The following is a 13,514-nucleotide window of genomic DNA, read 5'->3' as shown; positions in this document are numbered from 1 at the left end:
CGCACCCCGATCCGGTAAGCGTCCAACCCCCGGGGGTGCGGCCCTTCGGCCGTTCAGTCGACTGCCGTCACCGACGGCGGTCCGCTGTTCAGACGGCGATCGCGACCTCGGCGAGGCCGCCCGTCTGGGCGACGACCGTGCGGTCGGCGGTGCCACCGGGGACCAGCGCGCGGACGGTCCAGGTGCCCTCGGCCGCGTAGAAGCGGAACTGACCCGTCGCGGAGGTGGGGACCTCCGCCGTGAACTCGCCGGTCGAGTCCAGCAGACGGACGTAGCCCGTCACCGGCTCGCCGTCGCGGGTCACCTGACCCTGGATCGTGGTCTCACCGGGCTTGATCGTCGAGGCGTCGGGGCCGCCGGCCTTCGCTCCACACATATTTCGATTCCGTCCTTCAGGCCTTGGGGGTTACTTGTTGGCGCCGAGCTCGATCGGCACGCCGACGAGGGATCCGTACTCGGTCCAGGAGCCGTCGTAGTTCTTGACGTTCTGCACACCGAGGAGCTCGTGCAGCACGAACCAGGTGAGCGCGGAACGCTCACCGATGCGGCAGTAGGCGATCGTGTCCTTGGCGAGGTCGACCTGCTCGGCGGCGTAGAGCTCCTTGAGCTCGTCGTCCGACTTGAAGGTGCCGTCGTCGTTGGCGTTCTTCGACCACGGGATGTTGCGGGCGCTCGGGACGTGGCCCGGACGCTGCGACTGCTCCTGCGGCAGGTGCGCCGGGGCGAGCAGCTTGCCGCTGAACTCGTCGGGCGACCGGACGTCGACCAGGTTCTGCGAACCGATCGCGGCGACGACGTCGTCACGGAAGGCGCGGATGGAGGCGTCCTGGGCCTTGGCCTTGTACGCGGTGGCGGCGCGCTCGGGGATCTGCGAGCCGTCGACCAGGTCGCGGGAGTCGAGCTCCCACTTCTTGCGGCCGCCGTCGAGCAGCTTCACGTTCTCGTGGCCGTAGAGCTTGAAGTACCAGTAGGCGTAGGACGCGAACCAGTTGTTGTTGCCGCCGTAGAGGACGACCAGCGTGTCGTTGCCGATGCCCTTCGAGGAGAGGAGCTTCTCGAAGCCCTCCTGGTCGATGAAGTCACGGCGGACCGGGTCCTGGAGGTCCTTGGTCCAGTCGATCCGGATGGCGTTCTTGATGTGGTTCTTCTCGTACGCCGACGTGTCCTCGTCGACCTCGACGATCGCCACGTTCGGGTCGTCCAGGTGGTCCTGGACCCAGTCGGCGTCTACCAGGACGTCACTGCGGCTCATGCTCGTTCTCCTCCGGGGCAGTTGCGGCGGGGTGGTGCGTTGGAGAGGGTGCGCGGTGCGGTGCATGCCGGTGAGGGCTTGCGCGGCGCAATCGTGGCCCGGACAAGAGAGGTCCAGGGGCCCGGCTCGCGGAAGACGGGAACGCTTCCGCTCAGAAGGTGCGACAGAGCATGGCGGCGACGCGGCACAGGTCTACTGCCCGCCGCTTCGTGAGATCCGCCTGTCGCTTCATGGGTCCGATCGTAGGGACGGACAGGCGGGCATGTCACCGGTGTGTCGAATGTTGAGACGCGATCGTCCGCACTGTGAAACGGGAAGGCTTCCGGAGCCCAATCCGCACGGGTTCCGGGGGGATACGTCGACCTCCGCCCCGGCGGCCCATCTGCGGTACGGACGGGGCCGTCTCGCCTTTCGGACAGCCACTCTCCGACGGGGCCCTCGGTGGTCCGGTGGGGCCGACCGGACAGCCTCCGACCTGGCCTCCGCGGATCCGGCCGACACGGCCTCCGCGGTTCCGGCCGACACGGCCCCGCACGCTCGGCCGACACGGCCTCCGCGGATCCGGCCCCGTCGGCCGGATCCGTCAGGACCCGGCGGGGACCCGGCGGTCCGGTGGGGCCTCCTAACCGACCAGCCGGACGTCCGAACCCTTCACCGAGATCTCGACGCCGTCCGGGGCCGCCTCGACCTTGTCGAGCTTGACGCCGCCCGGCAGCTGCTCGATCTTCTGCTGGAAGTCGGTGATCGAGCGGATCCGGCCCTCGGCGAGCTTGACGGCCAGGGACGGCAGGGAGTCGGCGTGTACCTTCACCGTGTCGCCGGAGACGGTGACGGAGCTGAGCACCGAGATCGTCTGGGACGACTTGGCACCGGGGGGAGTCACCGAGACGGCGACCTTGATCTTGCCGTGGCCGCCGTCCGAGAGGCCGATGACCCGGGCGGTGAAACCGAACCCGATCTGCTGGGGCCCCGACTTGGCGGCCTTGAGCAGCTCGGCGTACGAGATCGACGCGGTGCCGGTGGCGCTGCCGGCGGTGGCGGAGCTGTAGTCACCGCTGAAGGCGACACCGTGCATCTCGGCGTCGAGGTCGTCGATGCGGATGGTGCCGGCCGAGGAACCCGTGCCGCCGGTCGGGGCCTCGTAGTTCTTGATGCCGATCTTCACGTCGTCGAGTTCGCCCGCGACGACCTGGGTGAGGAACGGGAAGCCCCCGATGGACACGTCGGGGGTGGCCGCGAGGCCCTCGGTGCTCTTGATCCGGCCCGCCGCCTCGTCCTCCGCGAACCCGACCGCCACCCGGTCGGCGAGCACGAACAGCCCGCCGAGAACGACTAACAGAATCAGGGATATTCGCAGTGCGCGCATGATCGTTGTTCCCCCACCTGGGACGGCCCCGTCTGGACGGCCGAGTGGCCACCGAACGCGAGCCTAACGCCGAAGGGCCCCCGAATCGGGGGCCCTTCAAGGGAGTTGTCGATCACCTGTGACGATTCGGCACGGCCCGGCGGCCGGATCGCGGCCGCCGGGAGGGGCCGGTCAGCCCAGCGCGCGGCCCAGCAGGTAGACCGCCGGAGCGGCGGCGGCCAGCGGCAGCGCCACGCCCGCGGTGAAGTGGACGAAGCGGGACGGGTAGTCGTAGCTGGCGACCCGGTGGCCGATCAACGCGCAGACGCCCGCGCAAGCACCCAGGAAAGCGCCCTTCGTGCCCAGGTCCGTCATCCCGCCGACCGCGATGCCGGCGCCGGCCGCGGCCAGCAGCGCGACGCCCACGGAGGCCGCCGTGGGCAGCGGCAGCGCGCGGGCCAGGACCGCCGCGGCGACCGCGGCCGCGCCCACCGTGACGGCGTCCGGCTCGGCCGCCAGATGCCCGGCCGCGATGATCGCCAGGGCCGCGGAGACGACGGTCGCCATCAGGCCGTACATCCGGGTGTCCGGGTCGGCGTGGCTGCGCAGCTGCAGCACGAGGGTCAGCAGGACCCACACGCCGAGGGTGCCGAGGATCGCGGCGGGCGCGTTCTCCCGGCCGGCCGCGAGCAGCGCCACGTCGGCGGTGACCGCGCCCAGGAACGCCAGGGCGATGCCCTGCCGGGCGGGCCACATCCCGTTCAGCCGGAACCAGCCCGCCGCGGTGACGGCCTGGAGCAGGACGAGCGGGACGACGAGGGCGTACTGGCCGATCGCCGCCGTCCCGGAGAGCAGCAGCGCGAGCAGCGCCGTCAGCGCGGCCGGCTGGATCCCGGGCTCGATGATCGGCGAGCGCCCCTCGGCGCGGGCGCGCTGCGCGTCGGTCATCCGGCTCTGGCCGGTGACCGTCGCCGGCCCGTAGGCGACGTCCGCCTCGTCCGCGCCCTCGGGCAGGGGCCCGCCGTCACGGGCCGGGCCGTCGGCGCCGGGTGCCGCGGCCGGGGCGTGCGCCGGGTTCCAGGACCCCGCCGGGGCCTCGGGCGGCAGGGCCGCTCCCGCGACGCCGTCGTACGCCCGGGGTTCGCCGTAGGTCTGGTACCCCTGCGGAGGCAGGTACGAGGGGTCGGTCTCCTGGACCGGCGCGTGCGCCTGCGTCTCCCAGGTCCGGCCCTCCCACTGCTGGGTGTGCTGCTGCGGCCAGTCGGCCCCCTGCGGGGGCTCCTGGTGCGCCTGTGGCTGCTGATACGGGTCGTACGCCTCGCGGCGACCCTCGTACGGCTGGTTGCTCATCGTCTCGCTCACCCTCCTGCGAACGGCGGGAGCACCTCGACCGTGCCGCCCTCGGCCAGCCGTACCGTCTCATGCCCGCGGGTCCCCACGGGATCACCGTCGATCAGGAACGAGCATCGCCGCAGGACGCGGACGAATTCGCCGGGGTGTCGTTCGCGGGCCGCGTCGAGTGCCTCGGCGAGCGTTCCGGCGTCGTACGGCTCATCGCCGACGCCTGCCGCGGCCTTGGCGGCGGCCCAGTAACGCACCGTGCCCTTTGCCATCTCGTTCCTCAATCGGAGATCTGATGTGTGCTGGTGTGTGGTGTCCGCGCACCTGTTTGCGTGGACCGGGCCAGGCTAGCCCGCGTGGGCGGCACCCCAGTGACCGATACGGGTGAGCAGGTCGTCGGCGGCGGCGTTCTCCGCGTGCCCCATGCCGTGCTCCAGCCACAGCTCGGCATGGCCGCCGGAGGCGTCGGCCAGCATGCGCGGGTGGTCGAGGGGGAAATAACCGTCCCGGTCGCCGTGGACGATCAGGAGCGGGGTCGGCGCGATGTACGGGACGCACTCGACCGGGGACGCCGGCACCGGGTCCCAGTCACGGTGGTGGATACGGGTCCGCAGACCGACCCGGCCCACGATCCGGCCCTCCGGACGGGTCACCAGCCAGTGCACCCGCCGCATGGGGGCCGTACCCCGGTAGTACCAGCGGGCCGGCGCGCTCACCGAGACCACCGCGTCCGTACGCGCCTCCGTGCGCCCCCCGCGCTCCCGGCCGAGCCCCGGCTCACCGTCCGCGGGCCCCGGCCCCCGCTCCCCGTGGAGCGCCGCGTGCCGCAGCACCACCGAGCCGCCCATCGAGAAGCCGACGGTCACGATCCGGGAGTACCCGAGTTCACGCGCCCAGGCGACCGCGGCCGTCAGATCCAGGACCTCGCGGTCGCCGACCGTGGAGCGGCCGCCCGACGCGCCGTGACCACGGAAGGAGAAGGTCACCACCGCTCCGTGACGGGCGAGCGCGCCGGCCGCGCGGCGCACGTGCGGACGGTCCAGATCGCCAGTGAATCCGTGGGCGACGATGAACGCGAGGTCACCGGACGACTCCGTTCCGGGGTCGTGTGCCGCGTCGATCGTCACCCCGTCGGCGGTACGCAGAAACCTCCGCAGAGGGGCGCGCGGCGCCGTCTCAAGGCGTGGACTCTTGGAGGATCGTGTCACGTGACCTGCCGGACCTGGGCTCATGTGGGCTATTCTGCTGGGCATGAGGACTCGGGCAGAGTAGCCCCCGGGTCCTTTTGTGCTTTCAAAAGCGTTGTATACGAAGCGGGAAACCGCAGGTGTACGGGGCTTGCGGAGGCTCGGCGGTCCCTGGAAGCGCGGGAGCCGCACGTACAGAGCAGTGCCGCAAACGTCCTCGCAGGGACCGAGGAGGAACCAGACGTTATGGGCGAGCGAACCGTGCACGAATGCAGGACGACCCGAGCGGGTGAGTCGCGATGAGTTCTCTTCTGCTTCTGACCAACGCCCTTCAGCCGTCGACGGAGGTGCTTCCCGCTCTCGGCCTGCTGCTGCACAACGTGCGCGTGGCTCCGGCGGAGGGCCCGGCCCTCGTCGACACCCCCGGTGCCGACGTCATCCTGATCGACGGACGACGTGACCTCCCGCAGGTCCGCAGCCTGTGCCAGCTGCTGCGCTCCACGGGACCCGGCTGTCCGCTCGTCCTCGTCGTGACCGAGGGCGGCCTCGCGGCCGTCACCGCCGACTGGGGCATCGACGACGTCCTCCTCGACACGGCGGGCCCCGCCGAGGTCGAGGCGCGCCTCAGGCTCGCGATGGGCCGCCAGCAGATCGTCAACGACGACTCCCCGATGGAGATCCGCAACGGCGACCTCTCCGTCGACGAGGCGACCTACAGCGCCAAGCTCAAGGGCCGGGTGCTGGACCTCACCTTCAAGGAGTTCGAGCTCCTGAAGTACCTCGCGCAGCACCCGGGCCGCGTCTTCACCCGCGCCCAGCTGCTCCAGGAGGTCTGGGGCTACGACTACTTCGGCGGTACGCGGACGGTCGACGTCCACGTGCGGCGGCTGCGCGCGAAGCTCGGCCCCGAGCACGAGTCGCTGATCGGAACCGTCCGGAACGTCGGTTACCGATTCGTTACCCCCGAGAAGGTGGAACGCGGCGCCGACGAGGCGAAGGCCAAGGCGGCCCAGCCAAAGCCGGACGATGCGGACGAGACGGCGCGCACGGACGGGACCGCTCCCACGCAGGCCACCGCGCAGCCCCAGGAAGCTGCCGTACGCCCTGCCCAGAGGTAGGTCCATCCGCGTAGACTCCGCGCGTGGCCAAGGTGACTAGGGATGATGTCGCGCGACTGGCGGGTACTTCCACCGCCGTCGTCAGCTATGTCATCAACAACGGACCCAGGCCGGTCGCCCCGGCCACGCGCGAGCGCGTTCTCGCCGCGATCAAGGAGCTGGGGTACCGGCCCGACCGGGTCGCCCAGGCCATGGCCTCGCGGCGGACGGAGCTCATAGGCCTGATCGTGCCGGACGCGCGCCAGCCCTTCTTCGGGGAGATGGCGCACGCCGTCGAACAGGCCGCCGCCGAGCGCGGGAAAATGGTCCTGGTCGGCAACTCCGACTACATCGCCGAGCGCGAGGTCCACTATCTGCGGGCCTTCCTCGGCATGCGGGTCTCCGGACTGATCCTCGTCAGTCACGCGCTGAACGACCACGCGGCAGCCGAGATCGACGCCTGGGACGCCCGCGTGGTGCTCCTGCACGAGCGCCCCGAGGCGATCGACGACGTCGCCGTCGTCACCGACGACATAGGGGGCGCGCACCTCGCCACCCAGCACCTCCTGGAGCACGGCTACGAGTACGTGGCCTGTCTCGGCGGCACGGCCGAGACCCCGGCCGTCGGCGACCCCGTCTCCGACCACGTCGAGGGCTGGCGGCGCGCCATGCAGGAGGCCGGCAAGCCGACCGAGGGACGCCTCTTCGAGGCCCCGTACAACCGCTACGACGCCTACAAGGTCGGCCTCGAACTGCTCGCCGGACCGCACCGGCCCCCGGCCATCTTCTGCTCCACCGACGACCAGGCGATCGGTGTCCTGCGTGCCGCGCGCGAGCTGCGCATCGACGTGCCGGGGCAGCTGGCGGTCGCCGGGTTCGACGACGTCAAGGAAGCGGCCCTGACCGACCCTCCGCTGACGACGATCGCATCGGACCGCTCGGCGATGGCCCGCGCGGCCGTGGACCTCGTCCTGGACGACGGGCTGCGGGTGCCCGGCTCCCGCCGCGAGCGGCTGAAGCTGTTCCCCTCGCGCCTGGTGGTACGCCAGTCCTGCGGCTGCGAGTAGGACCCCGGCGGCGAGCGGCCCCGGCCGGCGAGCAGGCCCGGCGGCCCGCACCGGCCCCTTCCCGCGCACGACAGCGGAGATCCCCGCGCCCCTGAGGGGACGCGGGGATCTTCGTGTGCCGCACCGGACCCGGCGGGACCTAGAACAGCAGGTTGTACTGGTTGAAGCCGGTGCCGAGGCTCTTGCGGGTGCCGAAGAGGCTGCTGGAGGCCTTGCCGGTGCCGGGGTAGAGCCAGAGCGTGCCGGCCGAGTCGCGGGCGATCACATCGGCGATGCCGTCACCGGTCACGTCGCCGTTGGCCACGTACGAGGTGAAGTTCCAGCCCGTGCGGGCCTGGACGCGCGCGGAGAACGGGGTCTTCTCGACCTGCGTGCCCCGGTAGAGGTACAGAACGCCCGAGCTGTTGCGGACCAGCAGGTCGGCGCGGCCGTCGCCGGACAGGTCGCCGTGACCGAAGATCCTGACGTTCTTCCACGCCCTGTCGACGATCTTGACGCGGCCGTAGAACTGGCCGGTGCCCTTGCCCGGGTAGAGGTAGACCGAACCGTCGGCGTCCACCGCGACCAGGTCGGGGCGGGCGTCACCGGTCAGGTCGCCGGGAACGGCGTACGACTTGTAGCCGCCCCACACCGAGCTGATCTGCATCCACTCGAACGTGCCCGAGCTGTGGTTCATGTAGCTGCGGTAGAGCTTGCCGTCGCCCTTGTCCCGCATGATCAGGTCCTGGTAGAAGTCCCGGTCCAGGTCGGCCTGCAGGACCCAGCTCGCGTTCTGCCAGCCGTTGCCCTGGTAGGCGCGGGCGGCGAGCGAGGTGCCCTTGCTGTCCTGCTCGAACAGCCCGCCCGACGGCGTGCGCTCCAGCAGGTCGGCGCGGCCGTCGAACGTCAGGTCCGCGTCGTCGATGCGGGGCTGGGCCGCCCAGGTGTACGAGGACACCTTGGTGAACACCGGGTAGGCGCCCTTGGCGGTGCAGCCGGAGACACCCCACGACACGATGCCGATGATCTTCCCGCCGAACATCACCGGGCCGCCGGAGTCACCGTTGCACGGGCTCTTGGTGCCCTCGTCGACACCGGTCGCCGGGGTGCCGGCGCAGAACATCGAGCCCTCGATGAAGTCGTCCTCGCCGAGGACCGTGTTCATCGCGCTGTTGCAGGTCGAGTCCTTCACCAGCGGCAGGGTGACCTTGCGCAGGTTCGCCGACAGGTCGGCGCCCGAGGCGCCCGAGGTCAGGCCCCAGCCGTAGACGGTGGCGTTGTTGCCGGCCTGGTAGTAGGCGTTGTCGCCCGCGGCCGCCAGCTTCGCCCACTGCTGCTCCAGCGGACGGTCCAGGGTGAGGACCGCGACGTCGTTCTGCAGGGTCGAGCTGTCGAAGTGCGGGTGGTTCCACTGCCGGAGGACACCCGCGACGGTGCCGTTGGTGCTGTCCAGCAGGCCGGTGGCACCGGCGACCACGGCGCCGTTGTCCGCCCAGTCCAGACCGGCGACGCAGTGGGCCGCCGTCAGGACCTTGTTCGGGGCGACGAGGGTGCCGCCGCAGAACCAGCCGGTCCCCGCCGCGCTGTCGTAGTAGGAGAGCTGGACCATCCACGGCGCGGAGGAGATCGTCGTCTCGCTGCCGCCGATGATGAACGGCGTCTTCTTGGGCGCCGTCTCCGGGGTCGCCTGGCTCTTGGCGGCCTCGACGACGCGGTGGCGCAGCTCCTTGTCGGAGGCGGTCGGCGCGGGCGCCGCCGCGGACCGGGCGACGCTCGCGCCGGGCAGTCCGGCCGGGTCGCCGGCCGCCGATGCGGGCTGTGCCGCGAGGGCACCGGCGCAGGTCAGCGCCAGCGCGAGAGCGGCCGTCGGCAACGCCGTGGCGGGGCGTCTCCAGCGGTCGCGCAGGGCAGGTATCACTAAGGACTCCTGGGTGTCGGGTGCGTGTGTCTTCTCGTCGGTGGCCCGAGAAGGGCGTACGACGCACCGGCCCGACCGTCGACGGCAATCGCTTGCATCGACATCGGGCGTAACCGCGGAGCCCCCCTCCGGCCCGGGAATCGTAGGCCTCACCGGTCTCCCGGAACACGGCCTTCACAGCGGTCGGGACAGTGTTCGTCCCGGGCGTTCCGGGACATCACCGGGGCGCAACCCGCCGTTCGCCGGAACAGGACGGAACCACATCCGGTGCACGACCGGACACGCGACGGAAGGCGGCGGGAGCGCGGCCGGACCCGCGGCGGAAGCCCGGCGAGAGGGCGGCAGAAGCTCGGCGCAAGCAGGGCCGGAGCACCCGAGCGGCACGCGGCGAGGGTGCACAGGCCGCTCCCAGGATGCCCGCAGGGGCCTCTCGGCCGGCCCACAGGAAGCGTCTTTATATCGGGCATACGAGGTTCTGTCGGGCTTCTCAGGGGCCACTCAGGGAGCTCTCATGATCGGGGGACAGTCTTTTTTCATGACCGAGAGCTTCCGCCGCAGCGGCGAGTACCCCCAGGGCGACCACCACGGGGCCGCGTACCCCGAGCAGCAGTCGCACCCCTCCTCCCCCGTGAACCCCGAGTGGCCCCCGCCGCCGGCGTACGACCCGGCCGGGCCGGTCCACGTCGAGCCGGGCACCACCGTGTGGCCGGGATCCGGTCACGGCGGCGGGGGCGGCGGCCACACCGCCGGCCCGTACGCCGGCTACCCCGAGCCCGACCCCGCCGGCTCCACCGCGGTGTTCGCCGCGGCGGGCCCCGGCCACCCCGGGCCCCCCGCGGCCACCACCGGCAAACGGCGCGCCAAGGGTCCGTTCGCCCTGCTCGCCGCCGTGGCGATCGTCGCCGCGGCGATCGGCGGCGGCACCGCGTACGCCTTCCAGGAGCTGACCGGCAACGACACCGTCGCCACGAGCAGCAGCACCAGCGCGAACGTGGTGCCCACCAGCCAGCGCGGCACGGTCTCCGGCGTCGCCAAGGCGGTCAGCCCGAGCATCGTCGAGATCAACGCGACCTCGAACGCGGGCTCGTCCACCGGCTCGGGCGTGATCATCACGACCGGCGGGGAGATCATCACCAACAACCACGTCGTCTCGGGCGCCTCCGAGATCAAGGTCCAGCTGAACAACGGCACGTCGTACACCGCCAAGGTCGTCGGCACCGACAGCAAGAAGGACCTCGCGCTGATCAAGCTGGACAGCGCTCCGTCCGGTCTGAAGCCGGCGACGCTCGGCAACTCCGACGGTGTCCAGGTCGGCGACCAGGTCGTCGCGATCGGCTCCCCCGAGGGCCTGACCGGCACCGTCACCAGCGGCATCGTCTCCGCGCTCGACCGTGACGTGACCGTCTCCACCGACGAGAGCCGGCAGCAACAGCAGGGCGGCGGCAACGGCCAGTGGCCGTTCGAGTTCGGCGGCCGCCAGTTCAACGGCGACACCGGCTCCTCCACGACGACGTACAAGGCCCTGCAGACCGACGCCTCGCTCAACCCGGGCAACTCCGGCGGCGCCCTCATCGACATGAACGGCAACATCGTCGGCATCAACTCCGCGATGTACTCCGCCGCCTCGGACTCCTCGTCCTCCTCGTCGAGCGCAGGCAGCGTCGGCCTCGGGTTCGCCATTCCGATCAACACCGTCAAGGCCGACCTCGCCACCCTGCGGGCCGGCGGTTCCGACAGCTAGCCCGGAGGTCGCCATGACGATCAAGAGTGTCCCGCACACCACCGCCGCGGGAGACGCGGCCGCACTCGGCCTCGCCCTGGCGGTCGCCCGCGAACTGCACCCGCCCGTCCGGCGCGCCCCGGAACTGGCCCCCGCCGTCTCCCGGCCCCAGCAGCGCCGGGCCTCCGGCCGCCGCCGCACCGTACGAACCTGATCCATTCCGGGACAGCCAGGAACGTGCGAGGCTGAAAGCACCCCGGTCACACCCCCATCCCACCCGAGGAACCCGACACTCATGAGCTCCGCCGAAGGCGACCGTGACACCCAGCGCATCCTGATCGTCGACGACGAGCCGGCCGTGCGCGACGCACTCAAGCGCAGCCTCGCCTTCGAGGGGTACGACACCGAGGTCGCCGTCGACGGCGCGGACGCCCTGGAGAAGGCGACGGCCTACCAGCCCGACCTCGTCGTCCTCGACATCCAGATGCCCCGCATGGACGGCCTCACCGCGGCCCGCCGGATGCGCGGCGCGGGCACCACCACGCCGATCCTCATGCTGACGGCCCGGGACACGGTCGGCGACCGGGTCACCGGGCTGGACGCCGGGGCGGACGACTACCTCGTCAAGCCCTTCGAGCTCGACGAACTCTTCGCACGTATCCGCGCGTTGCTGCGGCGCAGCTCGTACGCGGCGTCCGCGGGCGCGGTCGTCGAGGACGACGCGCTGACCTTCGGCGACCTGCGCATGGACCTGTCGACGCGCGAGGTCACCCGTGCGGGGCGCCCGGTGGAGCTCACCCGCACCGAGTTCACCCTGCTGGAGATGTTCCTGGCCCACCCGCGCCAGGTCCTCACCCGCGAGCAGATCCTGAAGGCCGTCTGGGGCTTCGACTTCGAGCCCTCGTCGAACTCCCTCGACGTCTACGTCATGTACCTGCGCCGCAAGACGGAGGCGGGCAACGAACCGCGCCTGGTCCACACGGTGCGGGGCGTGGGGTACGTACTGCGGTCCGGTGGCGCGGAGTGATGCGCAGGTTCAGATCCCTGCCCCTGCGCTCACGACTGGCCCTGCTGGTGGCGGCGGCGGTGGCGTTCGCGGTGGCGGCGGTTTCGCTGACGTGCTGGTTCATCGTCCAGGGCAAGCTGTACGCCGAGATCAACAGCGACCTCAAGTCGCAGCAGTCTCCCGTCCCCTACGGGGCGGTCCGGAACGCACTCGACAACTGCGGTGAGGAACCGACGGGCAACGGCGACTTCCGCGGACACACCGAGTACTACACCCAGGTGGTCAAGGCGGACGGCAGCGCCTGCCCCTTCAGCAACTCCGCAGGACTGGTGAAGGTCACCGAGACCGACAAGGCGCTGGCCAAGCATCCGAAACTCAGAGTGTCAGCGCTCCGGAACGGTACCGACAGCAAGGGCAACGCCGTACGGGTGATGACCATGCCCCTCCTCGTGGACGTGCCCGGCAGCGCCGGCGGCCCGACCCTGGCCGAGGGACATTCCCTCCTGATCGCCTTCCCCCTCAAGAGCACGCAGACCACCCTCAACGAACTGGCCCTGGTGCTCCTGCTCGTCGGCGGCATCGGAGTCGTCGGCGCCGGGGCGGCCGGCCTCTGGGTCGCCCGGGCCGGGCTTCGGCCGGTGGACAAGCTCACGGACGCCGTGGAGCACGTCGCCCGCACCGAGGACCTGACCATCCGCATCCCCGTGGACGAGGACAGCGACGACGAGATCGCCCGGCTCTCCCGTTCCTTCAACTCGATGACCGCCTCCCTCGCGAGCTCACGCGAGCTGCAGCAGCAGCTCATCGCCGACGCCGGGCACGAGCTGCGGACACCGCTCACCTCCCTGCGGACGAACATCGAACTCCTCACCCGGAGCGAGGAGATCGGCCGCCCGATCCCCCCGGCGGACCGCAAGGCGCTGCTCGCCTCCGTGACGGCGCAGATGACCGAGCTGGCGGCGCTGATCGGCGACCTGCAGACGCTGTCGCGTTCGGACGCGGGGCACACGGCCGACCGGATGGAGGTCGTGGCACTCCAGGACACCGTGGAAGCGGCCCTGCGCAGGGCCCGGCTGCGCGGCCCGGAGTTGATGATCACGGCCGAACTGGAGCCCTGGTACGTCCGCGCGGAACCCTCCGCGCTGGAGCGGGCGATCGTGAACATCCTCGACAACGCGGTGAAATTCAGCCCCGCGGGCGGCGCGATCGACGTCCGGCTGACGAACGGCGAACTGACCGTCCGCGACCACGGCCCCGGCATCCCTGGTGAGGAACTCCCCCACGTCTTCGACCGCTTCTGGCGTTCCCCGAGCGCCCGCGCCCTGCCCGGCTCGGGCCTGGGCCTGTCGATCGTGGCCCGCACGGTCCAGCAGTGCGGCGGCGAGGTGACGCTGAGCCCCGCGGAGGGCGGCGGCACGATCGCAGCCGTACGGCTCCCGGGGGCTCCGACGGCCCCGCCCGACCTGCCCTGACCGGCTCCCCGCCGTGAGCGAGCCCCCACCCGGACGCGGGTGGGGGCTCGCTGCGCTTCGGCCTGCGGGCCGGGCCGGACGGGCCGCCGGACGGGACGAACCACGGACCGCTCATCGGCCCGGCCGGCGG

Annotated in this window: 14 protein-coding genes; 6 read left to right on the top strand and 8 right to left on the bottom strand. The window is 71.5% G+C overall.

Annotated features, from left to right (window positions below; all coding sequences use genetic code 11):
• Positions 1-88 precede the first annotated feature (88 nt).
• The 7 genes from ACH4S8_RS20785 to ACH4S8_RS20755 all read right to left on the bottom strand — a co-directional run bounded on the left by ACH4S8_RS20785 (position 89) and on the right by ACH4S8_RS20755 (position 5,170).
• Positions 89-376, bottom strand: coding sequence for a DUF1416 domain-containing protein (locus tag ACH4S8_RS20785; RefSeq protein ID WP_054232391.1), 288 nt, complete (start codon positions 374-376; stop codon positions 89-91).
• A 30-nt stretch (positions 377-406) separates the two neighbouring features.
• Positions 407-1,252 (bottom strand): sulfurtransferase, encoded by an 846-nt coding sequence (locus ACH4S8_RS20780; protein ID WP_398396038.1) that lies wholly within the window; start codon positions 1,250-1,252, stop codon positions 407-409.
• A gap of 151 nt (positions 1,253-1,403) precedes the next feature.
• Entirely contained in the window at positions 1,404-1,484 is an 81-nt protein-coding gene (locus ACH4S8_RS20775; protein WP_350310325.1) for a putative leader peptide, read from the bottom strand.
• Between the two features lie 390 nt (positions 1,485-1,874).
• Positions 1,875-2,618: a DUF2993 domain-containing protein gene (locus ACH4S8_RS20770; RefSeq protein ID WP_398396036.1), complete on the bottom strand. Its 744-nt coding sequence runs from the start codon at positions 2,616-2,618 to the stop codon at positions 1,875-1,877.
• Between the two features lie 171 nt (positions 2,619-2,789).
• A complete protein-coding gene (locus ACH4S8_RS20765) occupies positions 2,790-3,947 on the bottom strand; it encodes a hypothetical protein (protein WP_398396034.1) in 1,158 nt (385 codons plus the stop codon).
• Between the two features lie 8 nt (positions 3,948-3,955).
• Positions 3,956-4,210, bottom strand: a complete 255-nt coding sequence (locus ACH4S8_RS20760) for a MoaD/ThiS family protein (protein WP_037622382.1) — start codon at positions 4,208-4,210, stop codon at positions 3,956-3,958.
• A 75-nt stretch (positions 4,211-4,285) separates the two neighbouring features.
• On the bottom strand, positions 4,286-5,170 hold the full coding sequence (locus ACH4S8_RS20755) for an alpha/beta hydrolase (protein ID WP_398396031.1): 885 nt from the start codon (positions 5,168-5,170) through the stop codon (positions 4,286-4,288).
• A gap of 254 nt (positions 5,171-5,424) precedes the next feature.
• Between ACH4S8_RS20755 and ACH4S8_RS20750 the strand changes: the two genes are divergently transcribed.
• Together ACH4S8_RS20750 and ACH4S8_RS20745 are read left to right on the top strand one after the other, a co-directional pair.
• A complete protein-coding gene (locus ACH4S8_RS20750) occupies positions 5,425-6,243 on the top strand; it encodes a winged-helix domain-containing protein (RefSeq protein WP_398396029.1) in 819 nt (272 codons plus the stop codon).
• A 23-nt stretch (positions 6,244-6,266) separates the two neighbouring features.
• Positions 6,267-7,289: a LacI family DNA-binding transcriptional regulator gene (locus ACH4S8_RS20745; protein WP_398396027.1), complete on the top strand. Its 1,023-nt coding sequence runs from the start codon at positions 6,267-6,269 to the stop codon at positions 7,287-7,289.
• A 139-nt stretch (positions 7,290-7,428) separates the two neighbouring features.
• On the opposite strand, the gene ACH4S8_RS20740 is transcribed toward ACH4S8_RS20745, so the two are convergent.
• Positions 7,429-9,186 (bottom strand): trypsin-like serine protease, encoded by a 1,758-nt coding sequence (locus ACH4S8_RS20740; RefSeq protein ID WP_398396025.1) that lies wholly within the window; start codon positions 9,184-9,186, stop codon positions 7,429-7,431.
• A 535-nt stretch (positions 9,187-9,721) separates the two neighbouring features.
• On the opposite strand from ACH4S8_RS20740, the gene ACH4S8_RS20735 reads away from it, so the two are divergent.
• From ACH4S8_RS20735 to ACH4S8_RS20720, 4 genes are all read left to right on the top strand, one after another.
• Complete coding sequence (locus ACH4S8_RS20735) at positions 9,722-10,927, top strand: S1C family serine protease (protein ID WP_398396022.1); 1,206 nt, start codon at positions 9,722-9,724, stop codon at positions 10,925-10,927.
• A 13-nt stretch (positions 10,928-10,940) separates the two neighbouring features.
• Positions 10,941-11,120 (top strand): hypothetical protein, encoded by a 180-nt coding sequence (locus ACH4S8_RS20730; RefSeq protein WP_398396020.1) that lies wholly within the window; start codon positions 10,941-10,943, stop codon positions 11,118-11,120.
• An 81-nt stretch (positions 11,121-11,201) separates the two neighbouring features.
• A complete protein-coding gene (locus ACH4S8_RS20725; protein ID WP_398396018.1) occupies positions 11,202-11,933 on the top strand; it encodes a response regulator transcription factor in 732 nt (243 codons plus the stop codon).
• The gene (locus ACH4S8_RS20720) at positions 11,933-13,384 is read left to right on the top strand and encodes an ATP-binding protein (RefSeq protein WP_398396015.1); all 1,452 of its coding nucleotides are present in this window, start codon (positions 11,933-11,935) and stop codon (positions 13,382-13,384) included. The genes ACH4S8_RS20725 and ACH4S8_RS20720 overlap by 1 nt, the downstream gene beginning before the upstream one ends.
• Positions 13,385-13,514: the final 130 nt, after the last annotated feature.

It is taken from the genome of Streptomyces sp. NPDC021080 (assembly GCF_044333225.1).
Taxonomy (GTDB): domain Bacteria; phylum Actinomycetota; class Actinomycetes; order Streptomycetales; family Streptomycetaceae; genus Streptomyces.
Note: the sequence above shows the minus strand (reverse complement) of the source record. Positions and strands in the feature narration are given on the sequence as shown.

Excerpts from the sequence above, each read along its gene's own strand:
- ACH4S8_RS20755 (WP_398396031.1), bottom strand. The coding sequence starts at position 5,170 with ATGAGCCCAGGTCCGGCAGGTCACGTGACACGATCCTCCAAGAGTCCA.
- ACH4S8_RS20725 (WP_398396018.1), top strand. The coding sequence starts at position 11,202 with ATGAGCTCCGCCGAAGGCGACCGTGACACCCAGCGCATCCTGATCGTC.
- ACH4S8_RS20785 (WP_054232391.1), bottom strand. The coding sequence starts at position 376 with ATGTGTGGAGCGAAGGCCGGCGGCCCCGACGCCTCGACGATCAAGCCC.
- ACH4S8_RS20760 (WP_037622382.1), bottom strand. The coding sequence starts at position 4,210 with ATGGCAAAGGGCACGGTGCGTTACTGGGCCGCCGCCAAGGCCGCGGCA.
- ACH4S8_RS20770 (WP_398396036.1), bottom strand. The coding sequence starts at position 2,618 with ATGCGCGCACTGCGAATATCCCTGATTCTGTTAGTCGTTCTCGGCGGG.
- ACH4S8_RS20735 (WP_398396022.1), top strand. The coding sequence starts at position 9,722 with ATGACCGAGAGCTTCCGCCGCAGCGGCGAGTACCCCCAGGGCGACCAC.
- ACH4S8_RS20780 (WP_398396038.1), bottom strand. The coding sequence starts at position 1,252 with ATGAGCCGCAGTGACGTCCTGGTAGACGCCGACTGGGTCCAGGACCAC.
- ACH4S8_RS20730 (WP_398396020.1), top strand. The coding sequence starts at position 10,941 with ATGACGATCAAGAGTGTCCCGCACACCACCGCCGCGGGAGACGCGGCC.
- ACH4S8_RS20775 (WP_350310325.1), bottom strand. The coding sequence starts at position 1,484 with ATGAAGCGACAGGCGGATCTCACGAAGCGGCGGGCAGTAGACCTGTGC.
- ACH4S8_RS20765 (WP_398396034.1), bottom strand. The coding sequence starts at position 3,947 with ATGAGCAACCAGCCGTACGAGGGTCGCCGCGAGGCGTACGACCCGTAT.
- ACH4S8_RS20720 (WP_398396015.1), top strand. The coding sequence starts at position 11,933 with ATGCGCAGGTTCAGATCCCTGCCCCTGCGCTCACGACTGGCCCTGCTG.
- ACH4S8_RS20750 (WP_398396029.1), top strand. The coding sequence starts at position 5,425 with ATGAGTTCTCTTCTGCTTCTGACCAACGCCCTTCAGCCGTCGACGGAG.